The sequence below is a fragment of the Cellulomonas sp. P4_A2 genome, assembly GCF_056402515.1.
The window spans coordinates 1-13,765 of record NZ_JBFUHG010000020.1; the positions used below are offsets into that span (position 1 = coordinate 1).

General features: G+C 71.4%; 13 protein-coding genes. 7 read left to right on the plus strand and 6 right to left on the minus strand.

All coding sequences use genetic code 11. The features are described 5' to 3' along the window. Both AC1DUE_RS16670 and AC1DUE_RS16675 read right to left on the minus strand, forming a co-directional pair. Positions 1–1,065, minus strand: a 1,065-nt coding sequence (locus AC1DUE_RS16670) for a glycosyltransferase family 2 protein (protein ID WP_477040533.1), incomplete at its 3' end; no start/stop codon positions are given. Positions 1,066–1,132: 67 nt separating this feature from the next. Further along, the gene (locus tag AC1DUE_RS16675) at positions 1,133–1,462 is read right to left on the minus strand and encodes a WhiB family transcriptional regulator (RefSeq protein WP_028050199.1); all 330 of its coding nucleotides are present in this window, start codon (positions 1,460–1,462) and stop codon (positions 1,133–1,135) included. Positions 1,463–1,708: 246 nt separating this feature from the next. Between AC1DUE_RS16675 and AC1DUE_RS16680 the strand changes: the two genes are divergently transcribed. Next, positions 1,709–2,431: a TIGR03089 family protein gene (locus tag AC1DUE_RS16680; RefSeq protein ID WP_477040534.1), complete on the plus strand. Its 723-nt coding sequence runs from the start codon at positions 1,709–1,711 to the stop codon at positions 2,429–2,431. Here AC1DUE_RS16680 and AC1DUE_RS16685 read toward each other — a convergent pair. Continuing rightward, a complete protein-coding gene (locus AC1DUE_RS16685; protein ID WP_477040535.1) occupies positions 2,428–3,483 on the minus strand; it encodes a glycosyltransferase family 4 protein in 1,056 nt (351 codons plus the stop codon). The two genes, AC1DUE_RS16680 and AC1DUE_RS16685, sit on opposite strands and share 4 nt — an antisense overlap. Before the next feature lie 56 nt (positions 3,484–3,539). Between AC1DUE_RS16685 and AC1DUE_RS16690 the strand changes: the two genes are divergently transcribed. Continuing rightward, positions 3,540–4,505 (plus strand): lysylphosphatidylglycerol synthase transmembrane domain-containing protein, encoded by a 966-nt coding sequence (locus tag AC1DUE_RS16690; protein WP_477040536.1) that lies wholly within the window; start codon positions 3,540–3,542, stop codon positions 4,503–4,505. A 64-nt stretch (positions 4,506–4,569) separates the two neighbouring features. Beyond that, complete coding sequence (locus tag AC1DUE_RS16695) at positions 4,570–6,675, plus strand: hypothetical protein (protein ID WP_477040537.1); 2,106 nt, start codon at positions 4,570–4,572, stop codon at positions 6,673–6,675. On the opposite strand, the gene AC1DUE_RS16700 is transcribed toward AC1DUE_RS16695, so the two are convergent. Continuing rightward, the gene (locus tag AC1DUE_RS16700) at positions 6,650–7,594 is read right to left on the minus strand and encodes a glycosyltransferase family 2 protein (protein ID WP_477040538.1); all 945 of its coding nucleotides are present in this window, start codon (positions 7,592–7,594) and stop codon (positions 6,650–6,652) included. The two genes, AC1DUE_RS16695 and AC1DUE_RS16700, sit on opposite strands and share 26 nt — an antisense overlap. A 70-nt stretch (positions 7,595–7,664) precedes the next feature. After that, positions 7,665–8,651, minus strand: coding sequence for a GDP-mannose 4,6-dehydratase (locus AC1DUE_RS16705; protein ID WP_477040539.1), 987 nt, complete (start codon positions 8,649–8,651; stop codon positions 7,665–7,667). A 100-nt stretch (positions 8,652–8,751) separates the two neighbouring features. Here AC1DUE_RS16705 and rfbA point away from each other — a divergent pair, with 100 nt between their 5' ends. Further along, positions 8,752–9,621 carry a glucose-1-phosphate thymidylyltransferase RfbA gene (gene rfbA, locus AC1DUE_RS16710; protein WP_477040540.1) on the plus strand — a complete coding sequence of 290 codons (870 nt, stop codon included), beginning with the start codon at positions 8,752–8,754 and terminating at the stop codon, positions 9,619–9,621. A 3-nt stretch (positions 9,622–9,624) separates the two neighbouring features. On the opposite strand, the gene manA is transcribed toward rfbA, so the two are convergent. Continuing rightward, positions 9,625–10,809: a mannose-6-phosphate isomerase, class I gene (manA, locus tag AC1DUE_RS16715; protein WP_477040541.1), complete on the minus strand. Its 1,185-nt coding sequence runs from the start codon at positions 10,807–10,809 to the stop codon at positions 9,625–9,627. 164 nt (positions 10,810–10,973) lie between these two features. On the opposite strand from manA, the gene gmd reads away from it, so the two are divergent. The 3 genes from gmd to AC1DUE_RS16730 are packed head-to-tail and all read left to right on the plus strand — an operon-like array spanning position 10,974 to position 13,757. After that, positions 10,974–12,011: a GDP-mannose 4,6-dehydratase gene (gmd, locus tag AC1DUE_RS16720; protein WP_477040542.1), complete on the plus strand. Its 1,038-nt coding sequence runs from the start codon at positions 10,974–10,976 to the stop codon at positions 12,009–12,011. Next, positions 12,008–12,820 (plus strand): glycosyltransferase, encoded by an 813-nt coding sequence (locus AC1DUE_RS16725; protein ID WP_477040543.1) that lies wholly within the window; start codon positions 12,008–12,010, stop codon positions 12,818–12,820. The genes gmd and AC1DUE_RS16725 overlap by 4 nt, the downstream gene beginning before the upstream one ends. After that, entirely contained in the window at positions 12,810–13,757 is a 948-nt protein-coding gene (locus AC1DUE_RS16730) for a GDP-L-fucose synthase family protein (protein WP_477040544.1), read from the plus strand. Before AC1DUE_RS16725 ends, AC1DUE_RS16730 begins: the two co-directional genes overlap by 11 nt. The last annotated feature ends 8 nt before the right edge of the window (positions 13,758–13,765 follow it).

A 13,765-nucleotide genomic window follows, 5' to 3' on the forward strand; every position in this document is an offset into this window, starting at 1 on the left:
GGCGCGGGCGCGGGCCCGGACCACGCCGGCCGGCCGGGCCACGGCGACCAGGGCCGAGCGCAGCTCGTCGACGGCGAGCCCGGGCTGCTTCGCGGCCAGCTGCCACAGCGACCGGACCACGGCCCCGACCAGCGCGAGGATCGCCACGACGGGCACGAGCAGCACGGGCGCCGAGACGAGCCGGCTGTGCACGAGCGCCCGGCGGCGCGCGTCGAACGAGCGGCGTGGGTCGGCGGCGTCGTCCTCGCCGTCCCCGTCGAGGTCGGTCGGCACGCTGATCGCGCCGGCCCCGTCGGTGGTGCGCAGCCCGAGGTAGCCGGCCTGTGCGTGCCGCACCACGGCCGTCGGCACCACGATCACGCGGTGCCCCGCCAGGCGGGCCCGCCGCGAGAGGTCGAAGCCGTCCCCGAAGGGTCCGAGCAGAGGGTCGGTGCCGCGCAGGTCGTCCCAGACGTCGCGACGCACCAGGGCGCCGGCCAGGCCGACCCCGAGCACGTCGTCGCGACCGTCGTGCTGGCCCTGGTCGAGCTCGCCCGGCTCGACGTCGGTCATCCGACGGCCGGACCGCGACGTCCGCAGACCGACCTCGAGGAGCCGCTCGGGGTCCGTCCAGGTGCGCTGCTTGACGCCCGCGACGGCGACCGACGGTGCGCGACCGACCGCGCGGAACAGCTCGGCGAGCGCGGTCTCGGCGGGTGCGCTGTCGTCGTGCAGGAGCCACAGCCAGTTCGTCGTGGGCCCGACCTCGCTCGCGAGCGCGCGACGCACGGCGTGCCCGAAGGTGCGCGCGCCGGGGGCGTGCACCAGGTGGAGCGCTGGCGTGGGCGAGTCCACCACGGCGCCGAAGATGCGCCGGAACGCCGGTTCGACCGCCTCGTCGGGAACCTGGGCGACATCGACCAGGAAGACGCGCAGCGGACGACGCGTCTGAGCCGCGAGCGCGGTCAGGGTCGTCTCGAGGTACGGGGTGCGGCCGTGGGTGACGACGACGGCCGACACCGGCGTCGTCACCGGTGTCGAGGAGGTCGCCGTGGGGACGTCCACGGGCTGGAGCGTGTCAGTCATGCTCGGAACATCGTGCGGCAGCGCCTGCGTGAGCCCGGGAGCGACACGCGCCGACGACCTGTGAAGGTCAGACGACACGCCGCTTGAGCTTGCGCCGCTCCCGCTCGGACAGGCCGCCCCAGATGCCGAAGCGCTCGTCGTTCTGCAGTGCGTACTCGAGGCACTCGGAACGGACGTCGCACCCGGTGCAGACCTTCTTGGCCTCGCGCGTCGAGCCGCCCTTCTCAGGGAAGAACGCCTCCGGGTCGGTCTGAGCGCACAGCGCGCGCTCCTGCCATCCCATGGGTCCCTCGTCCTCGAGGGCACCGAAGATCGGCAGCACGTTGGAGGCCTGCGTCTGTGCAGCCTTCCGTGCGTCCGACGGGAAGATCTCGTCGTTGTCGAGCAGGTTCCACATGCGTGCCTCCGTGCGGTGTTCTGTGTGGTGCTGGGTGCTGCTGCGGATGGAACTGCTGTGTGGATGGACTCGTCGTGCCGGGTACGACCAACGGATGTGACGAACTGATGTCTCGATTGAATCCGTTCTATGGAATTACACGCGTGTCGTTCGCGTTGGTCAAGCGGGCAGGTGGTATTTGCCCGGTTCTGCCGGGTGAACTTCGGCGATTCCGGCCCTCCGGGCGTGTCGCCGTAGGGTTGCGGCGTGCCTCCGACGACCATCGCCGACCTTCTCGCCCTGCTCACCCGCGAACCCGGTCGGCCCAGGATCACCTGGTACGCGGCCGACGGAGACCGGGTCGAGCTGTCCGGAGCCGTGCTGGAGAACTGGGTCTCGAAGTCCACGAACCTGCTGGTCGAGGAGCTCGACGTCGAGCCCGGGACGCGGGTGCTGCTCGACCTGCCGACGCACTGGCGCACGGTCGTCTGGCAGCTCGCCGTGTGGCGCGCGGGCGGGTGCGTGGTCCTGCCGGGTGGCACGGGCGCCGAGGTCGTCGTGACGGACTCCCCCGGCGAGCACGCCGACGGTGCCCAGCTCGTCGCGGTCAGCCTGCCGGCGCTCGCCCGGCGCTTCGCGGGCGACCTGCCCCCCGGTGCGATCGACGCGGCCGCGGCCGTCATGACCTACGGCGACGTCATCGGCTGGGCGCCCACGCCGGCGCCCTCCGACCCGGCCCTCGACCCCGGTCCGACGCACGGCGAGCTCGTCGCGTGGGCGCTGGACGGTCAGCCCGAGGGGGCCGGCGAGCGTGTGCTGGTCGCGGCCGGGCCCGGTCGCACGTCCGCGCAGGACGTCGCCCGCGTCCTGGGCGTCCTCGCCCGGGGCGGGTCGGTCGTCCTCGTCGACGACGCCCTCGCGCACGCCCTGGCGGCGGACCCCGACCGCGCGGCCCGCCTGGTGGCGTCGGAGCGCATCACCGTCTCCTAGGAGACGCCGATCAGCCGCCGGAGCTCGGCACCCATCCGGTCCCGGCTGTACAGGTCGCGGCACCGGCTCGCGAACGACTCGGCCAACGGCTCCAGCCGGTCCCCCTCGACGAGCGCGCCGATCTCGCGCACCCACGCGTCCGCGTCCTGCGCCGCCACGACGATGCCGGTCTCGCCGTCGACGACCGCGTCCCGCAGGCCCTCGAGGTCCGAGACGACGACCAGGGGTCCGCGCATGCCCGCCTCGACAGCGACGAGCCCGAAGCCCTCCATGTCGCCGTCGACCGGGATGTTGGGCTGGGCGAACAGGTCGCAGCCGCGCAGCAGGAGCTCGCGCCCCGCGTCGTCCACGCGCCCGAGGAGCCGGACCCGGTGCGGATCCGCGAGCGCGGCACGGGCCGCGACCACGTCCGCCCGGTCCTCGCCGTCGCCGGCGACGACGTAGACGCACCCCTCGGGCAGCCCGGGGAGCACCTCGCGGATGAACCACGCCACACCCTTGCGGCGGACCAGCCGGCCGAGCGTCGCGATCACGACCGTCCCGGGGTCGACCCCGAGCCTCGCGTGCAGCTCGCGGCGGGCCGTGGCCCGGTCGGTCGCCGGGGGGACCTCGACGCCGAGGCGGACCACCTCGACACGATCCCGCGGGACACCCGCGTCGAGCGTCGCGGCCGCCGTCGCCTGGCTGATCGCGACCACCTGGTGCGCGTCCGGCAGCCACCGTCGCACGAGCCACTGGTACGGGCGCGGCGACCACACGACGTCCTTGCCCATCGCCATGGATGACAGCCGCAGCCGCCCGGTCCGGACGAACGGGCGCAGGGCCAGGAACATCAGCACGTCCCCCGCGAGCACCAGGTCGACGTCCCGCCGGGCGCGTCTCGTCGCGAGCACCGCCCGCACGAGGAACAGCGGCAGGGCGCGGTTCGACCCGCCGTGCGCGACGAGCCGTGCGTCGTGGCCGTCCAGCGCGTGCCAGACGTCGGCCGCGAGGGTCTCCATCCCGCCGACCGACGGCGGGAACTTCCTCGTCACGAAGAGCACGCTGGACATGGACCGGACAGTACCGGCGGCACGGGTGCCCGTTCCGCCGCCCCTACGATCGTCGGGTGCAGCCGACCCCGACCCCTCGCCGGACCCGCGCGTGGTGGGTCAAGGCGGCGGCCGTCGCGCTCGTCGTCGGGTTCGTCGTCGTCTTCGTCGTCGGGCAGTGGTCCGAGATCGTCGACGCGGTCCGGCGGCTCGACGCGGCCAGCATCGCCGCCTCGCTCGGGTTCGTGCTCGTCGGGCTGGTGGCCGCGGCCCTGTCCTGGCGTGCGGTCCTGACCGGCCTCGGGTCGCACCTGCCGGTCCCCGCCGCCGCGCGCGTGTTCTTCCTGAGCCAGCTGGGCAAGTACATCCCCGGGAGCGTGTGGCCGGTCCTCGCGCAGGCGGAGCTGTCGACGGAGTACGGCGTCCCGCGCAGCCGGGCCGCGTCCGCCGCTCTGACGCAGCTGGTGGTCGGGCTCGTCGTCGGCATCGCCGTCGCCGGGTCGACCCTGTCGATCGCGTCGGCCGACGCCGTCCGCGCGTACTGGTGGCTCCTCTTCGTCGCCGTCGCGGGCATCGTCATGCTGGTCCCGGCGGTGTTCAACCGGGTCATGGCACTCGCGCGTCGGGTGCTGCGCCGCCCCGGCGGGGACGAGATCTCCGGCGCGACCCTGCTGCGGTCCGCTGCGTGGGCGCTGGTCATGTGGGTCGCGTTCGGGGCGCACCTGTGGCTGCTCGCGGCCGGCTCGGGCGTCTCGGCGGCCAACCTCGGCCTGCTGACCACGGGCGCGTACGCGCTCGCCTGGGTGGTCGGGTTCGTGATCGTGTTCCTGCCGGCCGGCGCGGGTGCGCGCGAGGCCGCCCTCGTGCTCGCCCTGGCCCCCGTCATGGACCGGTCCACCGCGCTCGCGCTCGCGCTGGTCAGCCGCGCGCTCATGATCGCCGGCGACTTCCTGTCCGCCGGGGCGGCGGTGCTCGCCGAGAAGCGGCACCGCACGGTCCTGGCTCGGCGAGCACCGAGCCGACCGCTCGGCGATGATCAATGAGCCCACAGACAGCGCCGATAGGGTCGCGGGTGCCGAGCCGCCGACGAGAGACGAGACCCCGTACGTGAACGTTTCGAGCACGAGCACCGCCGAGCCGCAACGGCTCGCGAGCCCGCCCGCGCCCGTTCCGCCGGAGCCCGCCCGCTGGGCCCGGGTGGTCGTCGGCCTGCCCGACCGGATCGTCATGCTCCTGTTCTGGACGGCGCTGGTCGTCTCGGTCTGCGTCCTCGTCTCCCAGTTCCGGCCCTACGTCGTGCTCCCCCTGCTCGCCGTCGTGATCGTCGCGACGTGGCGCTTCACGCCCGCGGCGCTCCCCGCGACACGCGCGCACCTCGTCGCGTCCTGCGCCGCGCTCGGTGCGGCCGTCGTGTGGCTGGGCCTCAACATCCCGTTCGCGTCGACGTTCATCACCGTCTGGCGCGACCCCGGCTTCCTCACCCTCGAGGGCCTCTGGCTCACCGGCCACGCCTCCCCCGACATCCCGATCGGCACGGCCGCGAGCGTCCAGCACGTGATCCCGGGGCTGTCCGCGGCGACGGGTGCGTACGACCAGGTGGGCGGCACGCTGCAGGTGCAGGGCGCGAAGCTGCTGCCCGGGATGCTCGGCCTGGCCGGCTGGGCCGGCGGCGAGCCGGCGGTCATGCGCGCCAACCTCGTGATCGGTGCGGTCGGCCTGCTGGCCGTCTTCGCCCTGGCGCGCCGGATGGTCCGCCCCGCGCTCGCGCTGGTCCCGGTCGTCGCCCTCGCGCTGTCCATGCCGATGGTCGTCTTCTCGCGCGCCGCGTACACCGAGCCGCTCGCGATGGCACTGCTCTTCGGTGGGCTGACCATGGCGTGGTCGGCGATCGAGACGCGGTCGTCTCCCCGCTACGCGATCGCCGGCGCGATGATCGGTGCGACCGCCCTGGTCCGCATCGACGGCGCCGCGTCCGTAGTCGGTCTGGTCGCCGGGATCGGGCTGACCGCCGCCGCCGCCGTCCCGCCGCGCACCCGGCGGCGCCAGCTCGTCGCCCTCGGGCTCGTCGCCGGTGCCGCGCTGTCGATGGTCCTGCTCGGCTATCTCGACCTGCGCCTCTACAGCGAGGAGTACCTGTTCGAGCACTACGAGCAGTTCACCTCGCTCATCGGCGTGCTCGTCCTGGCCGTGGTGGTCGTCGTCGCGCTCGGCCTCTTCGCGCGGCTCGATCCTGCACGCCGCTGGGTGCTCGCGCACAAGCAGGGGCTCGCGGGCGCCGGGGCCGCCGTCGTCGGCGTCGTGGCCGTCTTCTTCGCGAGCCGCCCGCTGTGGATGGTCAACCACAACGTGCCCGCCCACACGGGCTACTCCCACCACGTCCAGACGCTGCAGGAGAACGCCCACATGGCGATCGACTCCACCCGCAGCTATGACGAGTCGTCGCTGTCGTGGCACGCCTGGTACTACGGGTGGCCCATGGTCGTCCTGGCGGCCGTCGGCCTGGCGATCGTCCTGCACCGCGTCGTGGCCCGACGCGACCCCCGGCTCGCGCTCGTGTTCGGCGTCGTCGTGGCGCCGTCGCTACTCTACCTGTGGGCCGTGAACATCACCCCCGACCAGATCTGGGCGATGCGGCGGTTCCTGCCGGTGACGATCCCCGGGTTCCTGATCGCCGCAGCCGTGACGCTCGACGCGCTCTGGTCCATGCGGTCCCAGTTCCTGCGCATGTGCGCGGTGGTCGGCGCGGTCGTCGTCGCCGTCTTCCCCGCCCTCACCTGGGGGCCGGACATCGTGTCGGTCGAGCAGGACGGACGGCTCCCCGAGCTGCACACCGCCTGCGCCGCGATCGGCGACGACCCCGTCGTCTACGTGCAGTCCACCAACGCGGCACCGCCGTACCTGGCCACGCTGCGCACGGTGTGCGACGTCGAGGTCGTCCGGTCGTTCGAGTTCCTGTCGAGGACGGACCTGCAGGCCATCCGCCAGGCGTGGGGCGGTCAGGACGTCAAGGTGGTCACGTTCGTGCCCCGGTCGGTCGCCTGGCCGGACGGCATCGTCCCCGACCCGCTGCGCACGACGACGATCACGTCGTGGCGCGAGCGCCTGCAGAACCTGCCCTATCGCGCCGACGAGACGGAGTCTGAGCTCTGGGTGGCGACGATCGACGAGGACGGCACGCTGACCCCCGTCAACGGCGATACTGCAGCTCCTTGATGCGCTCGAGCTGGTCCTCGAGCAGCACCCGGTTCACGCGCTGCAGGTCGGAGAGCACGCCGAGCGACAGCGACAGCAGCGCGGCGACCGCCATGATCGACCCGAAGATCAGGGACTGGACGTGCCCGCCCTGGCCGTCGGAGGAGATCCACAGCACGGCGAAGCGCACGAACGGGATCAGCGCGAGCAGCCCGAACACGACGGTGAACGTCGCGAAGATGACGTACGGCTTGAACATCAGGTAGCTGCGCACGATCGCCGACGCCGACTTGAACATGTGGTGGTAGATCGACGTGAAGAGCCGCGACTCGCGGGTCTCGGCGTTCGTCTCGACGGGGACGCTCTCGATCCGCAGCCGCTTGTGGCCGGCCTGGATGATCGTCTCCATGGTGTAGCTGAAGTCGGTGACGATGTTCAGCCGGAGCAGCGACGCCCGCGAGTACGCGCGGAAGCCGCTCGCCGCGTCGGGCAGGTCCGTGTCCGCGGCGCCGTTGACCACGCGGCTGCCCACCCGCTGCATGAGCTTCTTGAACCGCGAGAAGTGCGCGATGGTCGAGGTCTGCCGGTCGGCGATGACGATGTCCGCGCGGCCCTCGACGATCGGGCGCACCAGGTCCGGGATGCGGTCCTGCGGGTACTGGTTGTCGCCGTCCGTGTTCACGACGATGTCCGCGCCGTGCGCCAACGCGTAGTCGACGCCGTCGCGGAACGAGCGCGCGAGGCCCATGTTGCGGGCGTGGTGCACGAAGTGCGTGACGCCCAGGGCACGCGCGACCTCGACCGTGCGGTCGGTGGAGCCGTCGTCGATCACGAGGATCTCGACCTCGTCGGCCCCCTCGATCACGGCCGGGATCGACTCGAGGACGGCAGGGAGCGTCGTCTCCTCGTTGAGGCAGGGAACCTGGATGAAGATCTTCATGACCGTCCTGTCGCCACGTCGCCCGCAGCTCGGCGTGGCCGCCGTGAGGCTCCCCGAGACTACCCGGCCGCTACACCCTCGCGAGTCGACGCTGCTCCTCGAGGTCGTGCGCGACCATGAGGTTCACCAGCCCGGGAAAGTCGACCTGTCGTTTCCAGCCCAGCACCCTGTTCGCCTTGGACGGGTCGCCGACCACGGTGTCGACCTCTGCCGGACGCAGGAACGCCGGGTCCTGCGTGACGTGGCGCGACCAGTCGTCGATACCGACGGCCTGGAAGGCGAGGTCGAGGAGCTCGCCGATCGAGTGGGTCTCCCCCGTCGCGACGACGTAGTCGTCGGCCTCGTCCTGCTGCAGCATGCGCCACATCGCGTCGACGTAGTCGCCGGCGAAGCCCCAGTCGCGCTTGGCGTCGAGGTTGCCGAGCACGATCTCCTGCTGCAGGCCCAACGCGATACGAGCCACGGCGATCGAGATCTTGCGCGTCACGAACTCCGGTCCACGGCGCGGCGACTCGTGGTTGAACAGGATGCCCGACGAGGCGTGCATGCCGTAGGACTCGCGGTAGTTGATCGTCATGTAGTGGGCGAAGACCTTGGCGACGCCGTAGGGCGAGCGAGGCCACAGCAGCGTCGACTCCCGCTGCGGCACCTCCGTGGCCTTGCCGAACATCTCCGAGCTCGACGCCTGGTAGAAGCGGACCTGGGCCGGGTCGTCGCGGGAGTACAGGCGGATGGCCTCGAGGATGTTCAGCACGCCGAGTCCCGTGACCTCCGAGGTGGCACGGGCGTTGTCCCAGGAGTAGGCCACGGACGACATGGCGGCCAGGTTGTACAGCTCGCTGGGCTGGGCGACCTCCAGAGCACGCAGCAGCGACGACAGGTCGCGCAGGTCACCCGTGAGGAGCCTCGCCCCCGGCACCGCCGACTCGGCAAGCAGGCGCTTCGGGTTCCCGTGTCCGCGAACGAGACCGAAGACCTCGTAGCCCTTGGACAGGAGCAGCTCGGCCAGGTACAAGCCGTCCTGGCCCGTGATTCCCGTGATGAGGGCGCGCGGCATGTCGACACCCTAGCTTCGGACCTCACCCGATCCCCCGGACGTCCGAGGGGCTGGTCACACCGGGAGCCCCGCGGTCTCGTCGTAGGGAAGGATGGGGGCCATGCGCGGAATCATCCTGGCGGGCGGCTCGGGCACTCGGCTGCACCCGATCACGCTCGGTGTCAGCAAGCAGCTCGTCCCCGTCTACGACAAGCCGATGATCTACTACCCCTTGTCCACCCTGATCCTCGCCGGGATCCAGGACGTGCTGGTCATCACGACCCCGCACGACGTGGAGCAGTTCCGGCGGCTGCTGGGTGACGGTTCGCAGTTCGGCATCCACATCACCTATGCGGTGCAGGCGGAGCCCAACGGGCTCGCCCAGGCGTTCGTGCTGGGTGCCGAGTTCGTCGGCACCGACAGCGTCGCCCTGGTGCTCGGCGACAACATCTTCTACGGACCCGGCCTCGGCGGGCGGCTCAAGCGGTTCGCCGACATCGACGGTGGCGCGGTCTTCGCATACCGGGTGGCGGACCCGACGAGCTACGGCGTCGTCGAGTTCGACGACAAGGGCCGCGCCCTGTCCCTCGAGGAGAAGCCGGAGAAGCCGAAGAGCTCCTTCGCGGTCCCGGGGCTGTACTTCTACGACAACGACGTGCTCGCGATCGCCCGCGACCTGTTGCCGTCGGCCCGCGGTGAGTACGAGATCACCGACGTCAACCGGGAGTACCTGACACAGGGGCGCCTTCAGGTGGACGTCCTGCCCCGCGGCACGGCGTGGCTGGACACCGGCACGTTCGACTCGTTGCTCGAGGCCTCGGACTACGTGCGCACGATCGAGCACCGGCAGGGGCTCAAGATCGGCGCACCCGAAGAGGTGGCCTGGCGCCAGGGGTTCCTCAGTGACGACGAGCTCGCCGATCGCGCCCACGGCCTGGTCAAGTCCGGGTACGGCACCTACCTGCTTGGCCTGCTGGCCGCGGAGCGCTGACCGTCAGGGGACGTCGGCCTGGACGAGCGTGCCCAGGCCGGTGACCTCGAGCGTGCCGTCGCTAGCCGGCACGAACGCGGCCTGCCCCTGCGCGAGGGTGAGGGTGCCGTCGCCGCTCGTGGCCACCGTCAGGTCGCCGGCGAGGCAGAGCAGGATGCGCGGGCCACGCCCGGGCAGCGGGTGCGCGTCGGCGTCAGAGATCTCGGTCACCGAGAGCTCGAAGTCGTCGACCGGCGCATAGAACACCTGGGTCGCGCCGTGGAAGATCTCCGGTGCGATGCGGATGGGCGGCGCCGCGACGTAGTCGACGTTGCGCAGCAGCTCGGGCACGTCGACGTGCTTGGCCGTCAGGCCGGCACGCAGCACGTTGTCCGAGCTGGCCATGATCTCGACGGCGAGCCCGGACAGGTAGGCGTGCACCCCGCCGGCCGGGACGAACATCGCGTCGCCCGCGCGCAGCGTGACCGGGTTGAGCAGGAGCGACGTCGCGACGCCCGGGTCGCCGGGGTGCGAGCGGTGCAGGGCCACGACGATCCGGTCCGCGCGCGGCGAGGGTGAGCCCTCTGCCAGCCGCCGGGCGCACGCGTCCGCCAGCTCGGCGAGCGCGGCGACGTCGGGTCGCGTGGCCGGTTCGAGCAGCTTGCGGAACGCGGCCTTGATCCCCACTGGCGACGGTTCCGCAGCCAGCACCGCGTGCAGCTCGCGGGCCAGGTCCGAGTCGAGCCCCAGCAGCAGCTCGGCGGCCCGACGCGGTGCCCGGAACCCGCAGAGCGCCTCGAACGTCGTGAGCGCGAACACCAGCTCGGGCTTGTGGTTCCGGTCACGGTAGTTGCGGTGCGGCGCGTCGATCGGGATGCCGGCCAGGTTCTCCTCGTCATGACCCGCAGTGGCCCGCGCGACGTGGGGGTGCACCTGCAGCGAGAGGGGCCGTTCCGCCGCGATGAGCTTGAGCAGGTACGGCAGCGAGCTGCCGAACCGCGCGACGACATCGACGCCGAGCGTGGAATCGCGATCGGCGGCGATGAGCTCGTCCAGCGGCACCGGGCCCGCCTCCGTGGCGCACAGGGCCGGGGCCGAGCTGTGCGCGCCGAACCACGCCTCGGCCCACGGCAGCCCGTCCGGTTCGACCCGGAGCAGGTCGGGGATCGCCGATGTCGATCCCCACGCGTAGGTCTGGGTGGAATGCATCAGGCGGAGCACATCAACCTGTTCCTGTCGGGGCCATGAACGAGCGATCCTACCGATTCGGACGGCAAGGACGGCGCACCGCCCGAAGGAAGGCACCGGGCCGGGTAGGCTTTCTGCGGCCACCGGACCGACGTCCGTGGCGACGATCATGAAAGGTGACATCGGTGACGGTAGGTACGGGCGAGACGGCACGGCGCGCGTTCATCACGGGCATCACGGGGCAGGACGGCAGCTACCTCGCAGAACTGCTGCTCGCCAAGGGGTACGAGGTGCATGGCCTGATCCGTCGTTCGTCGACGTTCAACACGAGCCGCATCGACCACCTCTACCAGGACGTCCACGAGCAGAACACGCGGCTGTTCCTGCACTACGGAGACCTTTCCGACGGATCGCGCCTGGCGACGCTGCTGGACAGCATCCGCCCGCAGGAGGTCTACAACCTCGCGGCGCAGTCGCACGTGCGCGTGTCGTTCGACGAGCCGGAGTACACCGGTGACTCGACCGGTCTCGGCGCGATCCGCCTCCTCGAGGCGATCCGGATGATCGGCCTGGAGTGCCGGTACTACCAGGCGTCCAGCTCCGAGATGTTCGGCGCGACGCCGCCGCCTCAGAACGAGGACACGATCTTCTACCCGCGTTCGCCGTACGGCGCGGCGAAGGTCTACGCGTACTGGGTCACGCGGAACTACCGCGAGGGCTACGGCATGTTCGCCGTCAACGGCATCCTGTTCAACCACGAGTCGCCCCGCCGCGGCGAGACGTTCGTCACCCGCAAGATCACGCGCGCCGTCGCGCGGATCGCGGCCGGCCAGCAGAACTCCCTGTACATGGGCAACCTGGACTCGGTGCGCGACTGGGGCTACGCGCCCGAGTACGTCGACGCCATGTGGCGCATGCTGCAGCACGACGAGCCCACCGACTACGTCGTCGCGACCGGGTCCGACTACACGGTCAAGGACTTCCTGCGGATCTCCTTCGAGCAGGTCGGGCTCGACTGGGAGAAGTACGTCAAGTTCGACGAGCGCTACCTGCGCCCCACCGAGGTCGACGCCCTGATCGGCGACGCCTCCAAGGCCAAGGACCTGCTCGGCTGGGTGCCCAAGGTGCACACGCCGGAGCTGGCCCGGATCATGGTCGACGCGGACGTCGAAGCGCTCTCGCACGCCGGCCGGCCCTGGATCGACACGGTGAAGTGGGCATGACCGAACGTTCGATCCTGGTCGTCCTGCCCACTCTCGGTGACCGCCTGGAGTCTCTCGAGGAGACCCTCGGCACCATCGAGGCCCAGCGGCAGGACGTCCCGCTTCGCCTGGTCGTGGTCCTGCCCGACGGCGCCGACGCCGCTCGCGCCCTGGCAGAGCGCTTCGGCGCGACGATCGTCGGCGACCCGCGCTCGGGTATCTCCGACGCGATCAACGCCGGGGTGCTCGCCGCGGAAGGCGAGGAGTTCTACGCCTGGATGGGCGACGACGACCTGTTCCGCCCAGGCGGGCTGCGCACCCTGCGCGACCTGCTGATCGCCCGCCCCAAGGCGACGGTCGCGTTCGGTGCGTGCGACTACATCGACCCGGCAGGCCGCACCATCGGCACGTCGCGGGCGGGTCGCGCGGCCCGGTGGCTCCTGCCGTGGGGCCCGGACCTGATCCCCCACCCGGGCTCGATGATCCGGCTCGACGCCATGCACTCGGTCGGGCTGTTCGACCCCAAGCTCAAGTACGCGATGGACCTGGACATGTTCCTGCGGCTGCGCAGTACCGGCCCGTTCGCACCGACCCGGACGACGGTGTCGGCCTTCCGGTGGCACCCGGACTCGTTGACGGTGTCGAACCGTCGCGCGTCGAGCGCGGAGTCGGAGGCCGTCAAGCGGCGCCACCTGCCCCGCGTGATGCGCGCCGTCGCCCCGCTGTGGGAGGTCCCCGTCCGCTGGGCGGCGGGCCGGGCGGCCACAGCTGTCTCGGCGAAGGCGCGCCGCATCGAAGCACGAGAGGGAGACACCGCGCATGTTGGCTGATAAGACCGGCACGACGTACGTCGCCGGCCACCGCGGCCTGGCCGGATCCGCGATCTGGCGCCGTCTGGACCAGGACGGCTGGACCAACCTCGTCGGCCGGACGAGCTCCGAGGTCGACCTGCGCGACCGCGACGCCACGCGCCGCATGTTCGACGAGGTCAAGCCGACCACGGTCGTCCTGGCGGCGGCCCGGGTGGGCGGCATCCTGGCCAACGACACCTACCCGGCGGAGTTCCTCTCAGAGAACCTGCGCATCCAGGTCAACGTCATGGACGCCGCCCTGGAGGCCGGGGTCGACAGGCTCCTGTTCCTCGGCTCGTCGTGCATCTACCCCAAGCTGGCACCGCAGCCCATCAAGGAGGAGTACCTCCTGACGGGCCACCTCGAGCCCACCAACGAGGCCTACGCGATCGCGAAGATCGCCGGGATCATGCAGGTCCAGTCGGTCCGTCGCGAGTACGGCCTGCACTGGGTCTCCGCGATGCCGACCAACCTGTACGGCCCGGGCGACAACTTCTCCCAGGCGGGTTCGCACGTCCTTCCCGCCCTGATCCGCCGGTTCGTCGAGGCCCGCGAGTCAGGTACCGAGAAGGTCACCAACTGGGGCAGCGGCACCCCACTGCGCGAGTTCCTGCACGTCGACGACCTCGCCTCGGCGATCGCCTTCCTACTCGACAACTACGACGACGCGTCGACGATCAACGTCGGGACGGGCATCGACCACTCGATCAAGCAGATCTCCGAGATGGTCGCCGAGGCCGTCGGCTACACCGGCGAGGTCGACTGGGACACCAGCAAGGCCGACGGGTCTCCGCGCAAGCTGCTCGACGTGAGCCGACTGCTTGGTCTCGGCTGGGAACCGTCCATCACCGTCGACGACGGTATTCGCTCCACGGTCGAGTGGTACGACGAGCACCGTCGCACCTCGCGCTCGTGACCTCGCGC

Excerpts from the sequence above, each read along its gene's own strand:
- AC1DUE_RS16685 (WP_477040535.1), bottom strand. The coding sequence starts at position 3,483 with ATGTCCAGCGTGCTCTTCGTGACGAGGAAGTTCCCGCCGTCGGTCGGC.
- AC1DUE_RS16675 (WP_028050199.1), bottom strand. The coding sequence starts at position 1,462 with ATGTGGAACCTGCTCGACAACGACGAGATCTTCCCGTCGGACGCACGG.
- AC1DUE_RS16705 (WP_477040539.1), bottom strand. The coding sequence starts at position 8,651 with ATGCCGCGCGCCCTCATCACGGGAATCACGGGCCAGGACGGCTTGTAC.
- manA (WP_477040541.1), bottom strand. The coding sequence starts at position 10,809 with ATGCATTCCACCCAGACCTACGCGTGGGGATCGACATCGGCGATCCCC.
- AC1DUE_RS16730 (WP_477040544.1), top strand. The coding sequence starts at position 12,810 with ATGTTGGCTGATAAGACCGGCACGACGTACGTCGCCGGCCACCGCGGC.
- AC1DUE_RS16725 (WP_477040543.1), top strand. The coding sequence starts at position 12,008 with ATGACCGAACGTTCGATCCTGGTCGTCCTGCCCACTCTCGGTGACCGC.
- AC1DUE_RS16700 (WP_477040538.1), bottom strand. The coding sequence starts at position 7,594 with ATGAAGATCTTCATCCAGGTTCCCTGCCTCAACGAGGAGACGACGCTC.
- rfbA (WP_477040540.1), top strand. The coding sequence starts at position 8,752 with ATGCGCGGAATCATCCTGGCGGGCGGCTCGGGCACTCGGCTGCACCCG.